The organism is Microbacterium sp. LMI1x-1-1.1, assembly GCF_040676205.1.
Classification (GTDB): domain Bacteria; phylum Actinomycetota; class Actinomycetes; order Actinomycetales; family Microbacteriaceae; genus Microbacterium; species Microbacterium aquilitoris.
This window is the reverse complement of the sequence record NZ_JBEGHM010000001.1, coordinates 917,154-935,143: the sequence shown is the minus strand read 5'-3', so window position 1 is coordinate 935,143 and position 17,990 is coordinate 917,154. Positions and strand designations below refer to the sequence as shown.

12 protein-coding genes are annotated in these 17,990 nt (G+C 70.8%); 3 read left to right on the top strand and 9 right to left on the bottom strand.

The features are described 5' to 3' along the window. The first annotated feature begins 1 nt into the window (after window position 1). A complete protein-coding gene (locus MRBLMI1x_RS04540; protein ID WP_363456555.1) occupies window positions 2–2,305 on the top strand; it encodes a glycoside hydrolase family 3 N-terminal domain-containing protein in 2,304 nt (767 codons plus the stop codon). On the opposite strand, the gene MRBLMI1x_RS04535 is transcribed toward MRBLMI1x_RS04540, so the two are convergent. From MRBLMI1x_RS04535 to MRBLMI1x_RS04525, 3 genes are read right to left on the bottom strand one after another with little or no spacing between them, the layout of a single operon-like run. Further along, the gene (locus tag MRBLMI1x_RS04535; RefSeq protein WP_363456552.1) at window positions 2,289–4,742 is read right to left on the bottom strand and encodes a glycoside hydrolase family 3 C-terminal domain-containing protein; all 2,454 of its coding nucleotides are present in this window, start codon (window positions 4,740–4,742) and stop codon (window positions 2,289–2,291) included. The genes MRBLMI1x_RS04540 and MRBLMI1x_RS04535 overlap by 17 nt on opposite strands. After that, on the bottom strand, window positions 4,739–7,027 hold the full coding sequence (gene yicI / locus MRBLMI1x_RS04530; RefSeq protein WP_363456549.1) for an alpha-xylosidase: 2,289 nt from the start codon (window positions 7,025–7,027) through the stop codon (window positions 4,739–4,741). Before yicI ends, MRBLMI1x_RS04535 begins: the two co-directional genes overlap by 4 nt. Beyond that, window positions 7,024–9,033, bottom strand: a complete 2,010-nt coding sequence (locus tag MRBLMI1x_RS04525; RefSeq protein WP_363456546.1) for a beta-galactosidase — start codon at window positions 9,031–9,033, stop codon at window positions 7,024–7,026. Before MRBLMI1x_RS04525 ends, yicI begins: the two co-directional genes overlap by 4 nt. Window positions 9,034–9,214: 181 nt before the next feature. Between MRBLMI1x_RS04525 and MRBLMI1x_RS04520 the strand changes: the two genes are divergently transcribed. Then, window positions 9,215–10,207, top strand: coding sequence for a LacI family DNA-binding transcriptional regulator (locus MRBLMI1x_RS04520; protein WP_018185649.1), 993 nt, complete (start codon window positions 9,215–9,217; stop codon window positions 10,205–10,207). Between the two features lie 2 nt (window positions 10,208–10,209). After that, window positions 10,210–10,824, top strand: coding sequence for a YesL family protein (locus MRBLMI1x_RS04515; RefSeq protein ID WP_363456542.1), 615 nt, complete (start codon window positions 10,210–10,212; stop codon window positions 10,822–10,824). Between the two features lie 58 nt (window positions 10,825–10,882). Here the strand turns inward: MRBLMI1x_RS04515 and MRBLMI1x_RS04510 are convergent, their stop codons facing one another. From MRBLMI1x_RS04510 to MRBLMI1x_RS04485, 6 genes are all read right to left on the bottom strand, one after another. Further along, entirely contained in the window at window positions 10,883–12,634 is a 1,752-nt protein-coding gene (locus MRBLMI1x_RS04510) for an ABC transporter substrate-binding protein (RefSeq protein WP_363456539.1), read from the bottom strand. 37 nt (window positions 12,635–12,671) lie between these two features. After that, on the bottom strand, window positions 12,672–13,607 hold the full coding sequence (locus tag MRBLMI1x_RS04505; RefSeq protein WP_020097866.1) for a carbohydrate ABC transporter permease: 936 nt from the start codon (window positions 13,605–13,607) through the stop codon (window positions 12,672–12,674). Between the two features lie 17 nt (window positions 13,608–13,624). Next, on the bottom strand, window positions 13,625–14,608 hold the full coding sequence (locus tag MRBLMI1x_RS04500; RefSeq protein ID WP_020097865.1) for an ABC transporter permease: 984 nt from the start codon (window positions 14,606–14,608) through the stop codon (window positions 13,625–13,627). A 203-nt stretch (window positions 14,609–14,811) separates the two neighbouring features. Continuing rightward, window positions 14,812–15,915, bottom strand: a complete 1,104-nt coding sequence (locus MRBLMI1x_RS04495) for a Gfo/Idh/MocA family protein (protein WP_363456535.1) — start codon at window positions 15,913–15,915, stop codon at window positions 14,812–14,814. After that, on the bottom strand, window positions 15,894–16,592 hold the full coding sequence (locus MRBLMI1x_RS04490; RefSeq protein WP_363456532.1) for a ThuA domain-containing protein: 699 nt from the start codon (window positions 16,590–16,592) through the stop codon (window positions 15,894–15,896). Before MRBLMI1x_RS04490 ends, MRBLMI1x_RS04495 begins: the two co-directional genes overlap by 22 nt. Then, a complete protein-coding gene (locus MRBLMI1x_RS04485) occupies window positions 16,589–17,989 on the bottom strand; it encodes an FGGY family carbohydrate kinase (protein WP_363456529.1) in 1,401 nt (466 codons plus the stop codon). Before MRBLMI1x_RS04485 ends, MRBLMI1x_RS04490 begins: the two co-directional genes overlap by 4 nt. Window position 17,990 lies beyond the last annotated feature (1 nt).

Below are 17,990 nucleotides of genomic sequence, written 5' to 3'. Positions count from 1 at the left end.
CATGACCGTTCCCCACCCGCAGGCCTCGGCCCGCGTGCACGATCTGCTCGCGCAGATGACCCTCGAAGAGAAGGCCGCGCAGCTCGTCGGCTACTGGGTCGACCAGGGCGGCGAGGTCGTCGCTCCCCTGGCCGACGAGATGGTGACGACGACGAAGTACGCGGATGCCACGGCTCACGGCCTCGGCCATCTCACCCGTGTCTACGGCACGCGTCCCGTCGACCCGGTCGAGCGGGCGGCCTGGCTCTGGGAGGAGCAGCGGCGTCTGCGCGCCGACACCCGGCTCGGGATCCCCGCGATCGTCCACGAGGAGTGCCTGACCGGACTCGCCGCGTGGAAGGCGGCGACGTATCCGACGCCGCTCGCGTGGGGCGCGTCGTTCGATCCGGAACTGGTCGCCGAGATGGGCGCCGCGATCGGCGACTCGATGCGCGAACTCGGCATCCACCAGGGTCTCGCCCCCGTGCTCGACGTCATCCGCGACCCCCGCTGGGGACGCGTCGACGAGTGCATCGGCGAAGACCCCTACCTCGTCGGCACGGTGGGGACGGCGTACGTGCGAGGGGTCCAGTCGGCGGGTGTCGACGCGACGCTGAAGCACTTCGTCGGGTACTCCGGCTCGCAGGCGGCGCGCAACCACGCCCCCGTGCACGCCGGTCCCCGCGAGGTCGCCGACGTGCTGCTGCCGCCGTTCGAGATGGCGATCCGCGACGGCGGCGCGGCATCCGTCATGAACTCGTACGCCGAAATCGACGGCGAACCCGTCGGCGCCAGCTCGCACTACCTCGACGAGGTGCTGCGCGGCCGGCTCGGTTTCACCGGCCCGGTCGTCTCGGACTACTTCTCGGTCGCGTTCCTGCAGACCACCCACGGCGTCGCCGGCGACCTCGGCGAAGCGGCGGAGCTGGCGCTCCGTGCCGGCATCGACGTGGAACTCCCGACGGGCGACGCGTTCGCCGCTCCCCTGCTCGAACGCATCCGCTCCGGGGTGATGGATGCCTCGCTGCTCGACGTGGCCGTCCTCCGCGTCCTCGCGCAGAAGGAGCGCCTCGGCCTGCTCGACGAGACGTTCGAGACTCCCCCGACCGACGTCGACCTCGACGGACCACGACACCGCGACCTCGCCCGTCGCCTCGCGGCCGAGTCGGTCGTGCTGCTGACCAACGACGGGACGCTGCCGGCGGCATCCGCTCGTCGCATCGCCCTCATCGGGCCGAACGCCGACTCGGCGGAGGCGCTCATGGGCTGCTACTCGTTCGTCAACCACGTGCTCGCGCACCACCCGGGGACGCCGCACGGGATCGACCTGCAGACCGTCCGCGACGCCTTCGTCGCCGAGTACCCGGACGCCGAGATCGCCTACGCCCACGGTTGCGGTGTGGAGGACGACGACGGCTCGGCTATCGGCGATGCCGTGGACGCGGCGGCGGCGGCCGAGCTCGCCGTCGTGGTCGTCGGCGACCGCGCCGGCCTCTTCGGACGCGGCACCGTCGGCGAGGGCAACGACGTCGACGATCTCGAACTGCCCGGCCTGCAGCGGCAGCTCGTCGAACGCGTCGTCGCGACGGGCACTCCCGTCGTCCTCGTGATCCTCTCGGGCCGTCCGTACGCGATCGGGTGGGCGCTCGACGGTGAACGCCGCGTCGCCGCCGCTTTGCAGTCGTTCTTCCCCGGCGAAGAGGGCGCGGACCCGATCGCCGGCATCGTCTCGGGACGACTCTCGCCCTCGGGCAGGCTCCCCGTGACCCTGCCGCGGTCGGCCGGCGCGCAGCCCTACAGCTACCTGCACCCGCGGCTCGGCGGACCGATCGACGTGACGAGCGCCGACCCGACCCCGGTGCGCCCGTTCGGGCACGGGCTGACCTACACGACGTTCGCCCACGAGCACCTGCAGGCGTCCGCGTCGGTCGCGGCGGGCGACACCCTCGAGGTCTCGGTCGTCGTCCGCAACACCGGCGAGCGCGCCGGTGCCGATGTCGTCCAGCTCTACGCGCACGACCCGGTCGCGAGCCTCACGCGCCCCGTCGCACAGCTGATGGCCTACCACCGGGTCGACCTCGGCCCGGGTGAGAGCGCGCGCGTCGTGTTCTCGCTGCCGACGGCGCGCTTCGCGTTCACGGGGCGCGACGGCCGCCGTGTCGTCGAGCCGGGACGGATCGACCTCTGGGTCGGCTCGTCGTGCGAGGACCGTGAGAGCGTCACCGCCATCGAGGTGACCGGCGAGCACGTCGTCACGCCCGACGACGCCCGGATCGTCCCGGTGCGCGTCGTGGCGGACGCCGAGCTCGTCAGTCCCGGACGGTGAGGGTCGTGCTCACGTCGAGGGCGTCGGCCGACGGTCCCGCCGCGAGGCGGTAGTCCCCCGATTGCACCCGCAGCGCCTCGCCGTCCCAGACGGCGAGGCGCTCGACCGTGAAGCGCACCTTTGCCGTCCGCGCCTCGCCCGGCTCGATGCGCACGCGGGCGTACCCGAGCAGCAGCCGCCGCGGTGCCGCGATCGGCAGCTCAGGGGCGACGGCGTAGAGCTGCACGAGCTCCTCCACCGCGCGCTCCGACCGGTTCGCGACCCGGACAGTCGCGGTGACGACCTGCTCGTCGTCCCGAGGATCGAGGGCGGGATGCCGCAGGGTGGGCGCGGGCGCCGTCACCGTTCCGGCATCCACCTCGACGGCCTCGTAGGCGACGTCGCCATAGCCGAGCCCGTGTCCGAACGCGAAGGCGTACGGGTCGGGCTGGTGCCGGTAGGTCGCCTGCTGGCGTCGGGTGTCGTAGTCGAAGAGGTCGCCCGCCTGGTCCGGGTGTGCCGGCCACGACTGCGCGAGGCGCCCGGCGGGCTCGCGGTCGCCGCTCAGGACGTCGAGCAGACCGTGGCCGAGCTCCTGCCCCGCGTGACTCGACCAGACGACGGTCGCCGCGTCGGCGGCATCCGCGAGGACGTACGGGAAGCTCGAGACGATCGTCAGCACAGAGCGCGGGTTGGCGGAGCGCGCGGCCCGCCAGAGGTCCGTCGCCGCGGTCGGCAGCAGCAGGTGGAGACGGTCGGCGGTCTCGCGACCCGACAGGTGGGGGTCGTTGCCGACGGCGACGAGGACGACGTCGGCCGCCGCGGCCGCGCGCGCCACCTCGTCCAGACCGCGCGTCACCGTCTCGACCTCGAAGCGCGTGGCGTCGTCGAGGGTGACGCCCTCGGCCACGAGCAGACCCAGGTCGCGGACGACGCGCACCCACCGGCCCGAGCCGAGGTGCAGCAGCGACCACGAGCCGTCCTCGTGCACGTGCCGGCGGAAGCTTTCCTGCACGACCCAGCCGCCGACGCGCTCGGCATCGGCCCGCATCGGCCAGACGCCGCCCGTCAGCAGGCGCCCGCTCGCGTGGGAACGGAGGGTCAGGATGCCGTCGCCCCAGTCCGTGACGTCGAACAGGCTCGCGTCGGTCCGAGCGTCGAGGATCGCGTCGACGGTACCGTCCGCCGCTGCGGCGACGTAGCCGGACGGAGCACGGAGGACGACGGTGTCGGCGCCGGTCACGACCTCGACCGCGGCCGTCGGGTAGCGGTCGCGCACGCCCTGCGCGATGCCGACCGTGTAGGGCGGCGTACCGGAGTACCAGTCGGTGAGGACGACATCCGCCATCGGCCCGACGACGGAGACCGACGCGGGCTCGCCGAATGGCAGCACCCCGTCGTCGTTGCGCAGCAGGACGACCTGACGGGCGACCGCCTCGCGGGCGAGCTCGCGGGCGGCGGCGGTGCCGATCTCGTCCGCGCCGATCGCGGCGTACGGGTCGTCGTCGCCGTCGAACTCGCCGGTGCGGAGGCGCATCTCGAGGAGTCGGAGGACAGCGGCATCCACGTCCTCGTCCGTCAGCAGACCCTGCGCCAGGGCGCCGCGGACGGCCTCGAGGCTCGGCGTCGGGTCGGGGCCGTCGTCGGTGAACGAGTCCATGCCGCTGCGCACGAGAGCGGCGGCGGCGTTCACTTTGTCGGGCTGTGCGCGCTGGATCGAGACGAGGAAGCTCGGCGCCCCGGCATCCGACACGACCGCGATGGACTCGTCGCTCCAGCTGCGGGCCTCGGCCACCAATTCGGGCTGCGTGTGCGCGGGGACGCCGTTCACCCGGTTGTAGGCGAGCATCATGCTGCCGGCGACCTTCTGCTCGATCGCCGGACGGAACGCCGGCAGCTCCTCTTCGTGGAGTGTGCGCGGCGACATCTCGGACGACGTCGCGGACCGGTCGGTCTCGTTGCTGTAGGCGAGGAAGTGCTTGAGCGAGGGCACCGTCTTCCAGACCCGCGGGTGGTCGCCGCGGAGCCCGCGGCTGTAGGCCGCACCGAGCTGGCCCGTGTAGTGCGGGTCCTCGGAGTACCCCTCCTCGTTGCGCCCCCATGCCGGATGCCGGAGGGTGTTGACGACCGGCGCCCACACGTTGAGGTCGACGTCCGCCCCCGACGCGCGCTTGGCTCGGACCTCGGTCGCGACGAGGTCGCCCACGCGCCTCACCAGCTCGGGATCCCACGTCGCCGCGAGGCCGACGGGCTGCGGGAAGACCGTGGCCACACCCACCCACGCGAGCCCGTGAAGGGCCTCGCATCCGGTGTGGAACGGGCGGATGCCGAGGCGCTCCACCGCCGGCATGGCCTGGTGGAGCATCGCGACGCGCTCCTCCGGGGTCAGCCGCTCGAGCAGGTCGCGGGAGCGCTCGGCCAGCGGCACATCGATCCGACGGAAGGCGTCGACCGTCATCCGGCGACCTCCACCTCGGCCTCGAGCGAGACCGCCCCGACACCGACGACCGACGCCGTCCGGTCGCCGACCTGCAGGCTCCACGGCGCACGCGCGTCCGACGACTCGGCGGTGATCCGCCCGCCCTCGCGACGCACCCGGAACACCGTCGCGGCAGCCCCGTCGTGCCCCGGGACGACCGTCTCGCCGTCGTACCCGTCGGGCAGCTCGAAGCAGCGCAGCGTCACGCCGTCGGCCCAGTCGTAGTCCGGCCGGTCCTCGCGCGCTCCCCACGGCAGCACCGTGCCCGGTCGCACCCGCAGCGGGACGGACTCGTAGCCGTGACGCTCGGTCTGCCACGTGCGGCCGTCCACCGCGTCACCGGTCAGGAGCGAGGTCCACCGTCCCTCGGGCAGGTAGTACTCGACGCTCCCGTCCTCGGTGAAGACGGGGGCGACCATGAGGGAGTCGCCCAGCATGTACTGGACGTCGGCGTCGTGCGTCGACCGGTCGCCCGGGAACTCGAGCACGAGCGGGCGCATCATCGGGATGCCGGCGGTGTGCGCCTCCTCCGCGATCCGGGCGAGGTACGGCATGAGGCGCAGCTTCAGCGTCGTGAACCGGCGCGTCACCTCGACCGCCTCGTCGTCGAACGCCCACGGCACCCGCACCGAGCCCGAACCGTGCAGGCGGGAGTGCGAGGAGAGCAGTCCGAACGCGAGCCAGCGCTTGAAGACACCGGCATCCGGTGTTCCCTCGAAGCCGCCGATGTCGTGACTCCAGTATCCGAACCCGCTCATCGCGAGCGACAGGCCGCCGCGCAGGGTCTCGGCCATCGACAGGAGCGTCGAGTCGTTGTCGCCGCCCCAGTGCACGGGGAACTGCTGGCCGCCCGCCGTCGCCGAGCGGGCGTAGAGGACCGCCTCGCCGACGCCGCGCTCCTCCTCGAGCACCCGGAAGACGATCTCGTTGTAGAGCTGCGGGTAGTAGTTGTGCATCCGCTGCGGGTCGGACCCGTCGTGCCAGACGACGCCGTCGACCGGGATCCGCTCGCCGAAGTCGGTCTTGAAGCTGTCGGCGCCCTGCCGCACGAGACGGCGCAGGTGCTCGGCGTACCACTCGGCCGCCTCGGGGTTGGTGAAGTCCACGATCGCCATCCCGGCCTGCCACATGTCCCACTGCCAGACGTCGCCCTCCGTCGTCTTCAGCAGGAACCCGCGCTCCGCGGCCTCGGCGAAGATGGCGGAACGCTGCGCGATGTAGGGATTGATCCACAGCGAGACCCTGAGGCCGCGCTCGCGCAGCCTCGCGAGCTGGCCGTCGGGGTCGGGGAACATGCGCGGATCCCACGTGAAGTCGGTCCACTGGAACTCCCGCATCCAGAAGCAGTCGAAGTGGAACACCGACAGCGGCAGGTCGCGCGCGGCCATCCCGTCGACGAACTCGGTCACACTGGCCTCGTCGTACGCGGCGGTGAAGGACGTCGTCAGCCACAGCCCGAACGACCACGCCGGCACGCGGGCAGGACGCCCCGTGAGCGCCGTGTAGCGCCGCAGCACGTCCTTGGGCTCGGGCCCGGCGATCACGTAGTAGTCGAGCGTCTCGCCCGGCACCGAGAACTGCACGCGCGAATTGATCTCGGACCCGACCTCGAACGACACCGCGTCGGGGCTGTCGACGAAGACGCCGTACCCGCGACTCGTCAGGTAGAACGGCACCGACTTGTACGCCTGCTCGCTCGACGTGCCGCCGTCCGCATTCCACGTGTCGATCGACTGGCCGTTCTTCGTGAAGGCGCCGAAGCGTTCGCCGAACCCGTAGACGCGCTCGCCCGGCTCGATCGAGAGCTGCTGGTGCACCCACGTGCCATCCGGGCCCGTCATGTGGCCGATCGAGCGCGGCAGCGAGGTCGTCAGCACGCGGTCGCCCTGCTCGAACGCGACGCGCCACGCCCCGTCGCGCGACACACGGACGCGGAGGTCACCGGCATCCAGCACGCCCTCGGCGTCGTCGACCGTCACGGTCGGCGTGTAGCCCTCCTCCCCCGTCACGGCGAAGTCGGGACCGCGGTGACGCCCGCCGGCGTGCCGCTGCACCCGCACCTTGATGACCCCGGGGGCCGGCGCCGAGAACGTCGTCGTGATCATCGGCCGGTTGAGCGTGTCGCCCCGGTGCCGGATGGCGGCGGTCGGCGCGAAGACGGTGAGGCTGCCGGCCTCGGCGTCGGCACGCATGTCGTCCACGGCGCTCGCGTACAGACCGGTCACTCCCGGCCTCATGAGCCAGTAGCCGTCGGTGAACTTCATGTCCTTCGCCTTTCTGTCACGACTCGCGCGTCCCCCCTCGGAACCGTCACGTGGTCGTCGATCTCGTCATCCGTCAGCAGGTCGGTCCAGGCTCCGGAGAGCGGGATCGTCACGTCGTCGTCGCCGCGGTTCAGCAGGAAGAGCGCGTCGCCGCGCCGCACGACCTCGACCTCCGCGGGCGGCACGCCGATGGCACCGGCGACGCCCGCGGCATCCAGCGCGTCACCGAGGACCGCGTCGAGCAGGTCGTCCGCGAGGACGGCGCCGACGTACCAGGCCGTCCCGTTCCGCGTCACGACCGGGCGCCCCGCGAGGTCGCCCGACGCGAACGTCGCCACGACCTCGGCGCCGTCGGTGCGGAGCTTCTCGCCGAGGGTGTGGGCGACGGATGCCGCCCACCGCCCGTCAGCCGACGCGACGGCGACGCCGTCGTCGGGGAGCCCGACCCACTCCTCGCCGCTGACCCCGAGGATGTCGCGGAGCAGCACGGGCGAGCGACCCGTGAGGATGTGCCCGCGCTCGTCGGCGACGCCGCTGAACGGCCCGACCACGACCTGCGCACCGCGCGAGGCGGCGTCGGTCAGGCGCGCGGCGTCGTCCGGCCGCAGGACGTACCCGTGCGGCAGGAGCACGACGTCGTAGGCGCTGAGGTCGGCGCCGAAGGGCACGACGTCGACGGGGATGCCGCGCCGCCACAGCGGACGGTACCAGCGACGCATCTGCTCGAGACCGTCGAAGCGGGCCGTCGGCCGCGCGGGTTCGTCCGACGCCCACCACGACGGCCAGTCGAAGAGCACCGCGGTGCGCGCGGCGACGCGGCCGCCCACGACGGGCCGGAGTCTCTGCAGCTCGCGCCCCTGGCGGCAGACGCCCTCGAAGACCTCGGTGTCGGCACCGGCGTGGGGCAGCATCGCGGAGTGGAAGCGTTCGGCGCCGGCCGTGGACTGCCGCCACTGGAAGAAGCAGATTCCGTCGGCACCGCGCGCGACGGCCTGCAGCGTGTCGAGGCGCGCCCGCGCGGGCGTCTTCGGGAGGTTGTGCGGACGCCACTGGACGGCGCTGATCGCCTGCTCCATCAGCACCCACGGCCGGCCGTCGCCGAGTCCGCGCATGAGGTCCTGCACGAAGGCCATGTCGAGCGGGCTGTCGGGGTCGGCGGGGTCCGGGTACTGATCGTCGCTCACGACGTCGACGTCGTCCGCCCACGACCAGTAGTCCACGTGCGCGAAGGCGCCCATGAAATTCGTCGTGATGGGCTGGGTGGCGCCGGCGCCCCGGATGGTGTCGCGGAGCTCGCGGTAGCAGTCGCGCAGCTCGTCGGAGGTGAACCGGCGGAAGTCCAGCGACTGCGTCGGATTGATGAGGTACGGCGCGCGCCGGGGCGGCAGGATCTCGGCGACGTCCGAGTACCGCTGCGCCCAGAACGCGGTGCCCCACGCCCGGTTGATCTCGTCTATGGATCCGTACCGGCGCAGCAGCCACTCCCGGAAGGCGCGCGCCGCCTCGTCGCCGTGATCGATCTGGCCGTACTCGTTGCCGACGTGCCACATCCGGACGGCGGGATGCCGCGCGTACCGCGCCGCGAGGTCCGCCGTGATCGCGCGCGCCGCCTCGCGGTAGACGCGCGAGGACGGTGAGAACTGGTTGCGCGATCCGGCGACGAGGCGCACGCCGTCGCGGTCGACCGGCAGGGTCTCGGGATGCCGGATCCCGAGCCACGGCGGCGGTGAGGCCACCGGGGTCGCGAGGTCGACGGCGATCCCGCCGTCGTGGAGCAGGTCCAGGACCTCGTCGAGCCACGCGAACTCGCGCGCCCCGGGGGTCGGCTCGAGCTCCGCCCAGCTGAAGACGCCGACGGTGACGAGGTTCACCCCCGCGCGCTGCATGAGGGCGATGTCCTCGCGCCAGACCTCGGGCGACCACTGCTCGGGGTTGTAGTCCCCACCGAAGAGGATGCCGCGCTCGGCCGACAGCGTCGCGAAGGCCGAGGAGGAGGCAGAGGTCATGACCGGACGGGCCTTTCAGCGAATGTGGACGACAGTGTCGAAGCGCTTCAACGATCTCAACCTATACTAGCGATCACGACCGTGTCCATCGGTCGGCAGGGCAGCGTTCGAGGCGTCAGACGAGCCGATACGCTCGATCCATCCGCGCGTCGAAGCCGATGCCGTCGGAGAAGGAGGGTCCATGACCACGATCGCCGACGTGGCCCAGGCCGCGGGAGTCTCGATCTCGACGGTCTCATACGTGATGAGCGGCAAACGCACCATCTCGCAGGAGACGCGGGAACGCGTCGAGCAGGCGATGGCCGACCTCTCCTACAGCCCGCAGGCGAGCGCGCGCTCCCTCGCCTCGCGGTCGACGAGCATTCTGGGGTTGCAAGCCCCCATCCGCGCCGGCGTCGACGTCCACGTCGTCATGCAGATCGTCGCGGGAGCCCTCAAAGAGGCGCGCCTGCACCACCACGACATCCTGCTGCTCACGAGCGACGACGCCGCCGGTGTCGAACGCGCGGCGCGGGCGGGGATGGTCGACGGGGTGCTGATCCTCGACGTCGAGACGAGCGACCCCCGCGTGGGCTCGCTCGCCGACCTCAGCATCCCGAGCGTCCTCATCGGCCTCCCCGACACGGCCGACCAGCTGATCTGCGTCGACTTCGACTTCGAAGCCGCCGGACGCCTCGCCGCCGAGCGTCTCGCCGAGCGCGGCCACCGCACCGTCACCCTCCTCGGCGCCCCGCCTCAGGTGCAGGCACGACACACCTCGTACTCGGACCGCCTCACCCGCGGGTTCCTCTCCCGCAGCCGTGAGGTGGGACTCACCGCGACCGTGCTCCCCTGCCCCGCGGGTCCCGGCGCGACCGAGGTCGTCGATGCGCTGCTCGCCGGATCCCCCGAGACCACCGCGCTCTTCGTCCACAACGAGGCAGCCCTTCCCTTCATCGCCGCCCGCCTCTTGGCCTCGGCCTCCGCGGCGCCCATCGAGATCGTCGCCCTGAGCCCGGCCGAGCTCGCCCTCCATGTTCCGGGCGTGTCGGACGTCATCGACCTTCCCGCCGAAGAGCTCGGCGCGGCGGGTGCCCGCACGCTGCTCGCCGCGATCCGCGGTGAACGGTCGCCCGGGCCGGAACTCCTCGCCCCGCGCTTCGCCCACTCGCCGGCGGAACCCGCGACGGTCTGATCATGAAGATCGACCCCGAGAACCGCGCCGTCCAGGGCCTGTCGTCGTTCCTCGAGTTCGTCGCCCTCAACATCCTGTTCCTGCTCTGCTGCGCACCCCTCGTCACGATCGGCGCGGCCACGAGCGCCCTGCTGGAGGTGACCCGACGCTACGCCGACGAGGAGGGCGGCCGTCCGCTGCGCGACTTCCTGCCCGCGCTGGCGCGGAACTTCCTGCCCGCGACCGGGCTCAGCCTCATCCTGTTGACGGCGAGCGTCGCGCTCGCCTTCAGCGGCGTGTTCTGGCTGTCGGCACCCGAGCCGCTCCTCACGGGCCTCGCCGCCCTGGCGTTCGCCGGAGCGGCCTACGCCGTCGCCGCGTTCGTCCACGCGATGGGTCTCATCGCCGCGTACCGCGCCCCCTTCCGCCAGACGCTCAAGAACGCCGTGCTCCTCCCGGCAGCGGAGCCGCTGCGGACCCTCGCGCTCCTCGTGATCCCCGTGACCGTCGTGTGCCTCGTCATCGTCTTCCCGCCCACGATGTTCCTCGTGGCCACGATCGGATTCTCCGTCGGTGCCTACGGCTGCGCGTTCCTCTTCCGGAGCATCTACCGCCGCCGCTCCGGAACCGCCGCCTGAGTCGCAACGGAAAGGCCCCGCCGGATCACCGACGGGGCCTTTCCTGCGTGCGGGGCGGTCAGCCGCCGAACTCCGCCGAGACCGCCTTGCGGGCGGCATCCTGCGATTCGGCGTTGGCCATGTCGACCTCGAGGACCTTGTCGTAGCCGAGGCCCTTCGCGGTCTCCTGCATCGAGGACAGCAGCGAGTCGAACTGCGCATCGCTCTCGGCGAAGACCATCTGCCACGAGGTCTGCACGATCGTCGCCTTGACCTGGTTGCGGAGCGTCTCGATCTCGGACGAGTCGGTCGGCGCGGTGAAGCTGGCGCCGGCGCCGACCATGAGCTGGTCGTTGCCCTGCAGGTAGTCCATCGTCGTCGGAGCGCCCATCTTGGCCGTCCAGTCGTCGGTGAGCGAATTGCTCGTCTCGGCCTGGTAGCTCGGCCACATCTTGTAGCTGTACGGGAAGCCGGTGTTCGGGTCGGTGTCGATCGGCAGCACGGCGCTGATGTTCAGCTGCGATGCACCGTCGATGTAGCTGCCGCCACCCCACTCGGCCGGGACCTCGGCGTCACCCTCGAAGAAGATCTTGTGACCGAGCTCGGTGAGCGCGGGCTCCTTGTCGGCGTTGAGCTCCCACGTGAGCCCCTCGGGGCCGGCGGCACCCTGCGTCTGGCTGTTGTTGGCCAGAGCGCCCTCGGGCGAGAAGAGCCAGTCGACGAACGCCGCGATGCGCTCGGGGTCCTCGGCCTTCGAGCCGATCGCGAACACCTGCTTGCCGCCGTACGCCTCGGCGCCGTACGAGAAGATGTCCATGTCGTCCATCGGGGCCATCATGAAGCCGCGGCCCGCATCGACGTTCTTGTCGGTGTTGTAGGCGGCCTGTCCGAGCCACGGCCAGAACGAGAAGAGCACCTGGCCGTTCTGGTACTTGTTCCAGAGGGTGTCGTAGTTCTGCGTGGTCGAGTCGGGGTCGAGGATGCCGAGTTCGTTCGCCTCGTGGAAGAAGCGCAGCGCGCGCACGTACTGCCCGTCCTCGTCGAGGATGCCCTGGAACTCGGACCCGTCGCCCTTGGCGAGGGCGAAGCCGACCTCGTCGAAGCCGTAGTAGGTGGTCGGCTGCTTGGCGTTGTTCAGCATGTTGCCGTCCCAGTCCTTGAACAGTGAGACCGCGTAGGTCTTCTGCCCGTTGGGAGCGGTGGGCTCGGCATCCTGCATCTTCTTCAGCACCGGGAGGAGGTCTTCGAGCGTGCTGATCTCGGGGTAGCCGGCTTGCTTGTAGAGGTCCCAGCGCAGGTAGGGACCGAACGTCGGGTCGAGGCCCTCGGAGGGCTCGGTGGGCTTCAGTGAGGAGACCTGCGATGGGAAGGCGTACGTGCCGTCGGCGCCCTCGTTGATCTTGTCGACGGCGGCGTCGAACCGACCGACGTTCTTCATGGCCGGGTAGAAGCTCGCCGAGTCGAGGAGCAGACCGCCCTCGCGGAGCTCCTCGAGCCGCTGGCCCTTGTCGGTGATGATGAGGTCGCCGAGGTCGCCCGCCGTGACGCGGGTGTTGAAGAGGGTGTCGCCGCCGCCCGCGACGTTGGGGGCGATGATGTTCAGCTTCATGTTGAACTTCTTCTCGACGAGGTCGCCGAACCACCCCTCCTGCATCCCCATGTAGTTGGCGAGGCCGTCGAAGACGTCGATCGTGATGGGCTCGTCCCACGAGGTCGGGAACGCTGTGATCTCCTCGCGTTTCTCGGTGGGCGCGGGGCCGGTGCAGGCGCTCAGCAGCCCGACCGTCGCCAGAGCGGCGACGGCGCCGATGGCCTTGCGTGATAGCTTCATTGCTTTCCTCTCGGTGGTGTGACCGTGATGGTCGGGTTCAGCCCTTGACCGCGCCGAGCATGATGCCCTTGACGAAGAAGCGCTGGAACAGCGGGTAGACGAAGATGATGGGCAGGATGACGATGACCGAGATCGTCATCCGGATCGAGGTCGGCGTCTGACTCGTGGCCGCGTCGACGATCGAGCTGATGTTGCCGCCGTTCTGCATGGCCTGAGCCAGGCTGTTGGCCTGGTTGATGAACATGTAGAGCAGGTACTGCAGCGTGTAGAGGCTCTGGTCGGTGATGTAGATCAAGGTGTCCTGGAAGCTGTTCCACTGCGCCACGGCCGAGAAGATGGCCACGGTCGCGAGGATCGGCGTCATGTTCGGCAGGTACACCCGGAAGAAGACCTGCAGGATGTTCGCGCCGTCCATCTCGGCGGCTTCCTGAAGTTCGGTGGGCATCGCCTCGACGTAGGTCTTCACGAGGATGATGAAGAACGGCTGCACGACGAACGGCAGCACGTAGACCCAGAAGTTGTTGGTCAGCCCGAGGTTCCGGATGACGATGAACACCGGGATGAGGCCCGCGCTGAAGTACATCGTGATGATGACGAAGCGGTACCAGAACCGGCGTCCCCACATGCGACTCTGCGTGAACATGAAGCCGAGGAAGGCCGAGGCGAGCACCGCGGCGACCGTACCGAGGACGGTGCGGCCGACGGAGACGATCGCGGCCTGCGTGAGTCCGCCGAGCTGGAAGACCTGCTCGTAGTTGGAGAGGTGGATGCCGGTGGGCAGCCACCGCACCTGGCCGAGCGCGGCGAGGTCGTTCGAGCTGACCGAGTTGATGATCAGGTAGTAGAACGGGTAGGCGCAGACGAACGCGAGCGCCAGGAACACCGAGTAGTTGACGATCGCGAAGACGACGCGGCCGGAGAGATCGGCGTCGCGCCGGACGACGCGGCGACGGGTGGGAGTCGTGGTGACCATGATCGGGGGCTCCTGACTCAGACGATGGATTCGCCGCGCACGCGCTTGGCGATGCCGTTGACGGTGAACAGGAGGATCACGGAGATGAGGCTCTTCAACATGCCGATCGCCGTCGCCATCGACAGGTTGTTGCCCGTCATGCCGATGTTGTAGACGTACAGGTCGAGGACCTGGATGTACTCCTTATTGAAGGCGTTCTGGAAGACGAAGTACTGCTCCATACCGTTGTTGAGCAGGTTCGCGATCGACAGCAGCAGCAGGACGAGGTAGGTCGGCATGAGCTGCGGCACCGTGATGTACCACATCTTCTGGAATCGCCCTGCGCCGTCGATCTCCGCCGACTCGTACAGCGACTGATCGATTCCGGCGATCGCGGCGAGGTAGATGATCGCTCCCCAGCCGAGGCCCTTCCAGACCGACCAGAGGGTCATCGTCAGCCAGACGTTCTGGTCGGTGTCGAGGAACTTCACCGGCGTGGTGATCAATCCGGCATCCGACAGGACACCGTTGACGAGTCCCGAGCTCGAGAAGAGCGAGAAGGCGATCATGTAGACGAGCACCCACGAGATGAAGTTCGGGAGGGTCGTCAGCGTCTGGACGGCGTTGCGGAACCAGGGGGCGCGGATCTCGTTGAGGAAGATCGCGAACGCGAGCGGCAGGACCGAGGTCGCGATGCCGAGGAAGCTGATCGCGAGCGTGTTGGCGAGCACCTGGCCGACCTGCGCGACCTGGGTCGGCGAGCTCACGAGCAGCTGGAACCACTGCAGCCCGACGAAGTCGCTGCCGGCGAGGCCGAGGGCGGGACGGTAGTCGAAGAGCGCGTAGATCCAGCCGTAGAGCGGGAAGTACGAGAAGAGGAAGACCAGAACCAGGAACGGGACGATGCACAGGAACATCCGGAACGAGCGACGGTTCTTCGACACCCGCCGCGCGGGGCGGGACGGCGTCTTCTCTTCGATCGTCGTGGCAGCGACCTCGGTGACGATCGCCTGCTGCGTCATCGGTCGCGCCGCTCTGGGCGCTCGGACATGTGCCGGGTCATCTCACTCCTTCGTGATCGAAGCGCTTCCGCGAATGGCCGTCGAACCGCTTCGATATGAAGATAACGCTCGACGGCGGACCCGTCAAACATCACGTTCCGGTCACGCGTCGACGCCGCCCCGGCCGGAAGGCGGGGCGGCGTCGTCAGGGCGCAGAGCGGTGATCAGCCGGCGATGCGCGTCCAGTCCACGGCAGCGGTGAGCGGGACGAGGGTCGGCCGCTCCACCGTCGTGCCGACCTCGAGCCGTCGCCCCTCTGCGGAGGAGCGGAGGAGACTCTCCATGACGTCGAGCACGTGCAGCGCGAGCGCTCCGCCGGCTCGACCCGCCCCGCCGAAGGCGATGGCGTCGATCAACCCGATGCCCCGACCGGAGCCCTCGTAGCCGGCCGACGCCGGGACCGACCGCCAGCCGTCCTCACCGAGCGCCGCGAGGCGGACCTCGCCGTCGAACATGTTCGGATCGGGCACCGACAGCGACCCCCGCTCACCGTGCACCTCGATCGGCGGGGCGGCCGTCCGGACGGCGTCGAAGCTCGTGACGACGGTCGACACCGCCCCGCCCGCGTGCTCGAGCAGCCCGCTCACGTGCGTGTCGACCTCGACCTCGATCCGCTCGCCGGCGTGCGGGCCCGTGGCGATCGTGCGCTCCGCACGAGCCCGGCGAGCGGCCCCGGTGACGGCGACGACCGGCCCCAGCAGGTGGACGAGGCTCGTCAGGTAGTACGGCCCCATGTCGAACAGTGGTCCCCCGCCGGGTGCGTAGTAGAACCCGGGAGCCGGATGCCACAGCTCGTGACCCGGCGACACCCACGTCGCGCTCGCCGCGACCGGCCGCCCGATCGCCCCGTCGTCGACGAGGCGGCGCGCGGTCTGGATGCCGGTGCCGAGCACCGTGTCGGGCGCCGCCGAGACGTGCACGCCGGCCGCGGCGGCGGCATCCATCACCGCACGTCCCTCGGCGACCGTCAGCGCCAGCGGCTTCTCGCCGTGGACCGACTTGCCGGCGGCGATCGCGGCGTGCGCGACCTCCGCGTGCGCGGCGGGGACGGTGAGGTTGAGGACGGTCTGCACCTCGGGGTCGGCCATCATCTCGTCGACCGTCAGCGCCCGCGCGCCCGGGATGCCCGCGGCGACCTCCGCCGTACGATCCGGCCGCAGGTCGGCCACCGCGGCGATCCGGATCGAGGGACTCTGTGCGAAGAGATCCAGGTACTGACTCGAGATGACGCCGAGACCGACGATCCCTACGGCGTGCGGGCTGCCCACAGCAGTCCCCTTTCGACGATGGTGCGGACGTTCGGATCGGCGAGGATCTCGGGCGTGTGGCCGGGCGTCGCGACGAAGACGCGACCCCTGCCCCATAGCCGGGTCCAGACGGCGGGACTCACGACCGGCCGGTGCCAGGGGTGGTACTCCTGCGTCGGATGCGTCGTCGTCGCGAGGACGTCGAGCAGGTCGTCGTGGAGCACCCAGTACTGCTCGGTGTGCAGCGTGAAGTCGTCGATGCCGGCCGTGATCTCGTGGCCGCGGCCCAGCTCGGTGATCCCGACCGTGTGATCGAGGTAGTTGTCGCGCTCGTCGCCCGGGCGGTCGTCGGGGTGACGCCCGGGATGGGTCGCGAACTGGCCTCCGACGAGCTGCAGGTAGTCGGAGCTGTTGCGATACGAATCCGCGATGCCGCCGTGCCAGCCGGCCAACCCCGTCCCCGCCTCGACGGCCGACCGCAGCCCCCGGAGCGCGTCGTCCGAGATGGACGACATCGTCACCGCCTGCACGACGAGGTCGACCCCCGCCATCCGTTCGGCGTCGGCGTAGACCTCGTTCGTCTCCTCGATCGCGACCTCGAAGCCGTTCTGCTCGAGGAACGGGACGAACATGTCCGTCGCGGCGATCGGGTGGTGCCCGTCCCACCCGCCGCGGACGATGAGCGCGCGACGGGTCATCGGGCCTCCTCCGCCCGCCGCGCGGCCACGGTGCCGTAGCGCTCGCGGACCTCCGGACGGGGGTCGGATGCCGCCTCCCGGTCCATCTCGACGGCCCACTCCGGCCACGCACCGGTCAGCACCGCCGCCGCCTGACGCGCGGCGCCCTGCGCCACGTACTCACCCGGCGCGGGGACCGCCACCGGGACGTCGAACACCTGCGCGGCGACCGCGGCGACCGCCGCGTTCCGCGCCGCGCCGCCGACGAGCAGCACGCGCTCGGCGGTGACTCCGAGACCCCGGATCGCATCGAGACCGGTCGCGAGCCCCGCGAGCATGCCCTCGATCGCGGCGCGGGCGAGGTTCTCCCGCGTCGTGTTGACCAGCGAGAGCCCGTCGATCGACGCGCGCGCGGTCGGCAGGTTGGGCGTGCGCTCCCCCTCGAACCAGGGCACGAGCACGACGCCGCCGGCGCCGGGTTCGGCCGCCGCGGCGAGCTCGGTGAGACCGTCGTGGTCCACCCCCAGCAGACGCGCGGTCGCATCGAGCACCCGCGCGGCGTTGAGGGTCGCAACGAGCGGCAGGAACCGTCCCGTGGCGTCCGCGAAGCCCGCCGCCGTGCCGGTCAGATCGATCGTCCTTGTGTCGCTGACGGCGAAGACCGTGCCCGACGTGCCGATCGACACGACGACGTCGCCCGCCGTCGCCCCGACCCCGAGGGCGGCCCCCGCGTTGTCACCGGCGCCGGGGCCGACGCGACGTCCGCCCGGATCCGTCACCCACTCGAGGGGACCGAGCACCCGCGGCAGGATCGCGTCGTGGCCGAGCGCCGCGGCCAGCAGCTCGCGATCGTACCCACCCGACGCGGGGTCCCAATAGCCGGTCCCGGAGGCGTCGGAGCGGTCGGTGACGAGCTCGTCGAGCGCCGGGTCCCCCGGGCCGTAGCCGCGCAGGCGCCACGTCAGCCAGTCGTGCGGCAGCGCGACCGCGGCCACCCGGGCGGCGTTGTCGGGCTCCGCGTCGCGCAGCCATCGCAGCTTGGTGATCGTGAAGGACGCGACCGGCACGAGCCCCGTGCGCTGGGCGAGCTCGTCGGCGCCGAACTCGATCGTGAGATCGGATGCCGCCTGCCCCGAGCGCGTGTCGTTCCACAGCAGCGCGTCGCGCACCACCGCGCCCGATGCGTCGAGCGCGACCATGCCGTGCTGCTGGCCCCCGATCGACCATGCCGCGATGTCGTCGAGGCCCCCGGCATCCGCGATCGCGCTCTGCAGCGCCGACCACCACGCCTCGGGATCGACGGAGGTGCCGTCGGGGTGCGACGCACGACCGGAGCGGACGATCGCTCCGGTCGTGACGTCGACGATGACGACCTTGCAGGATTGCGTCGACGAGTCGACGCCCATCACGAGGGTCACG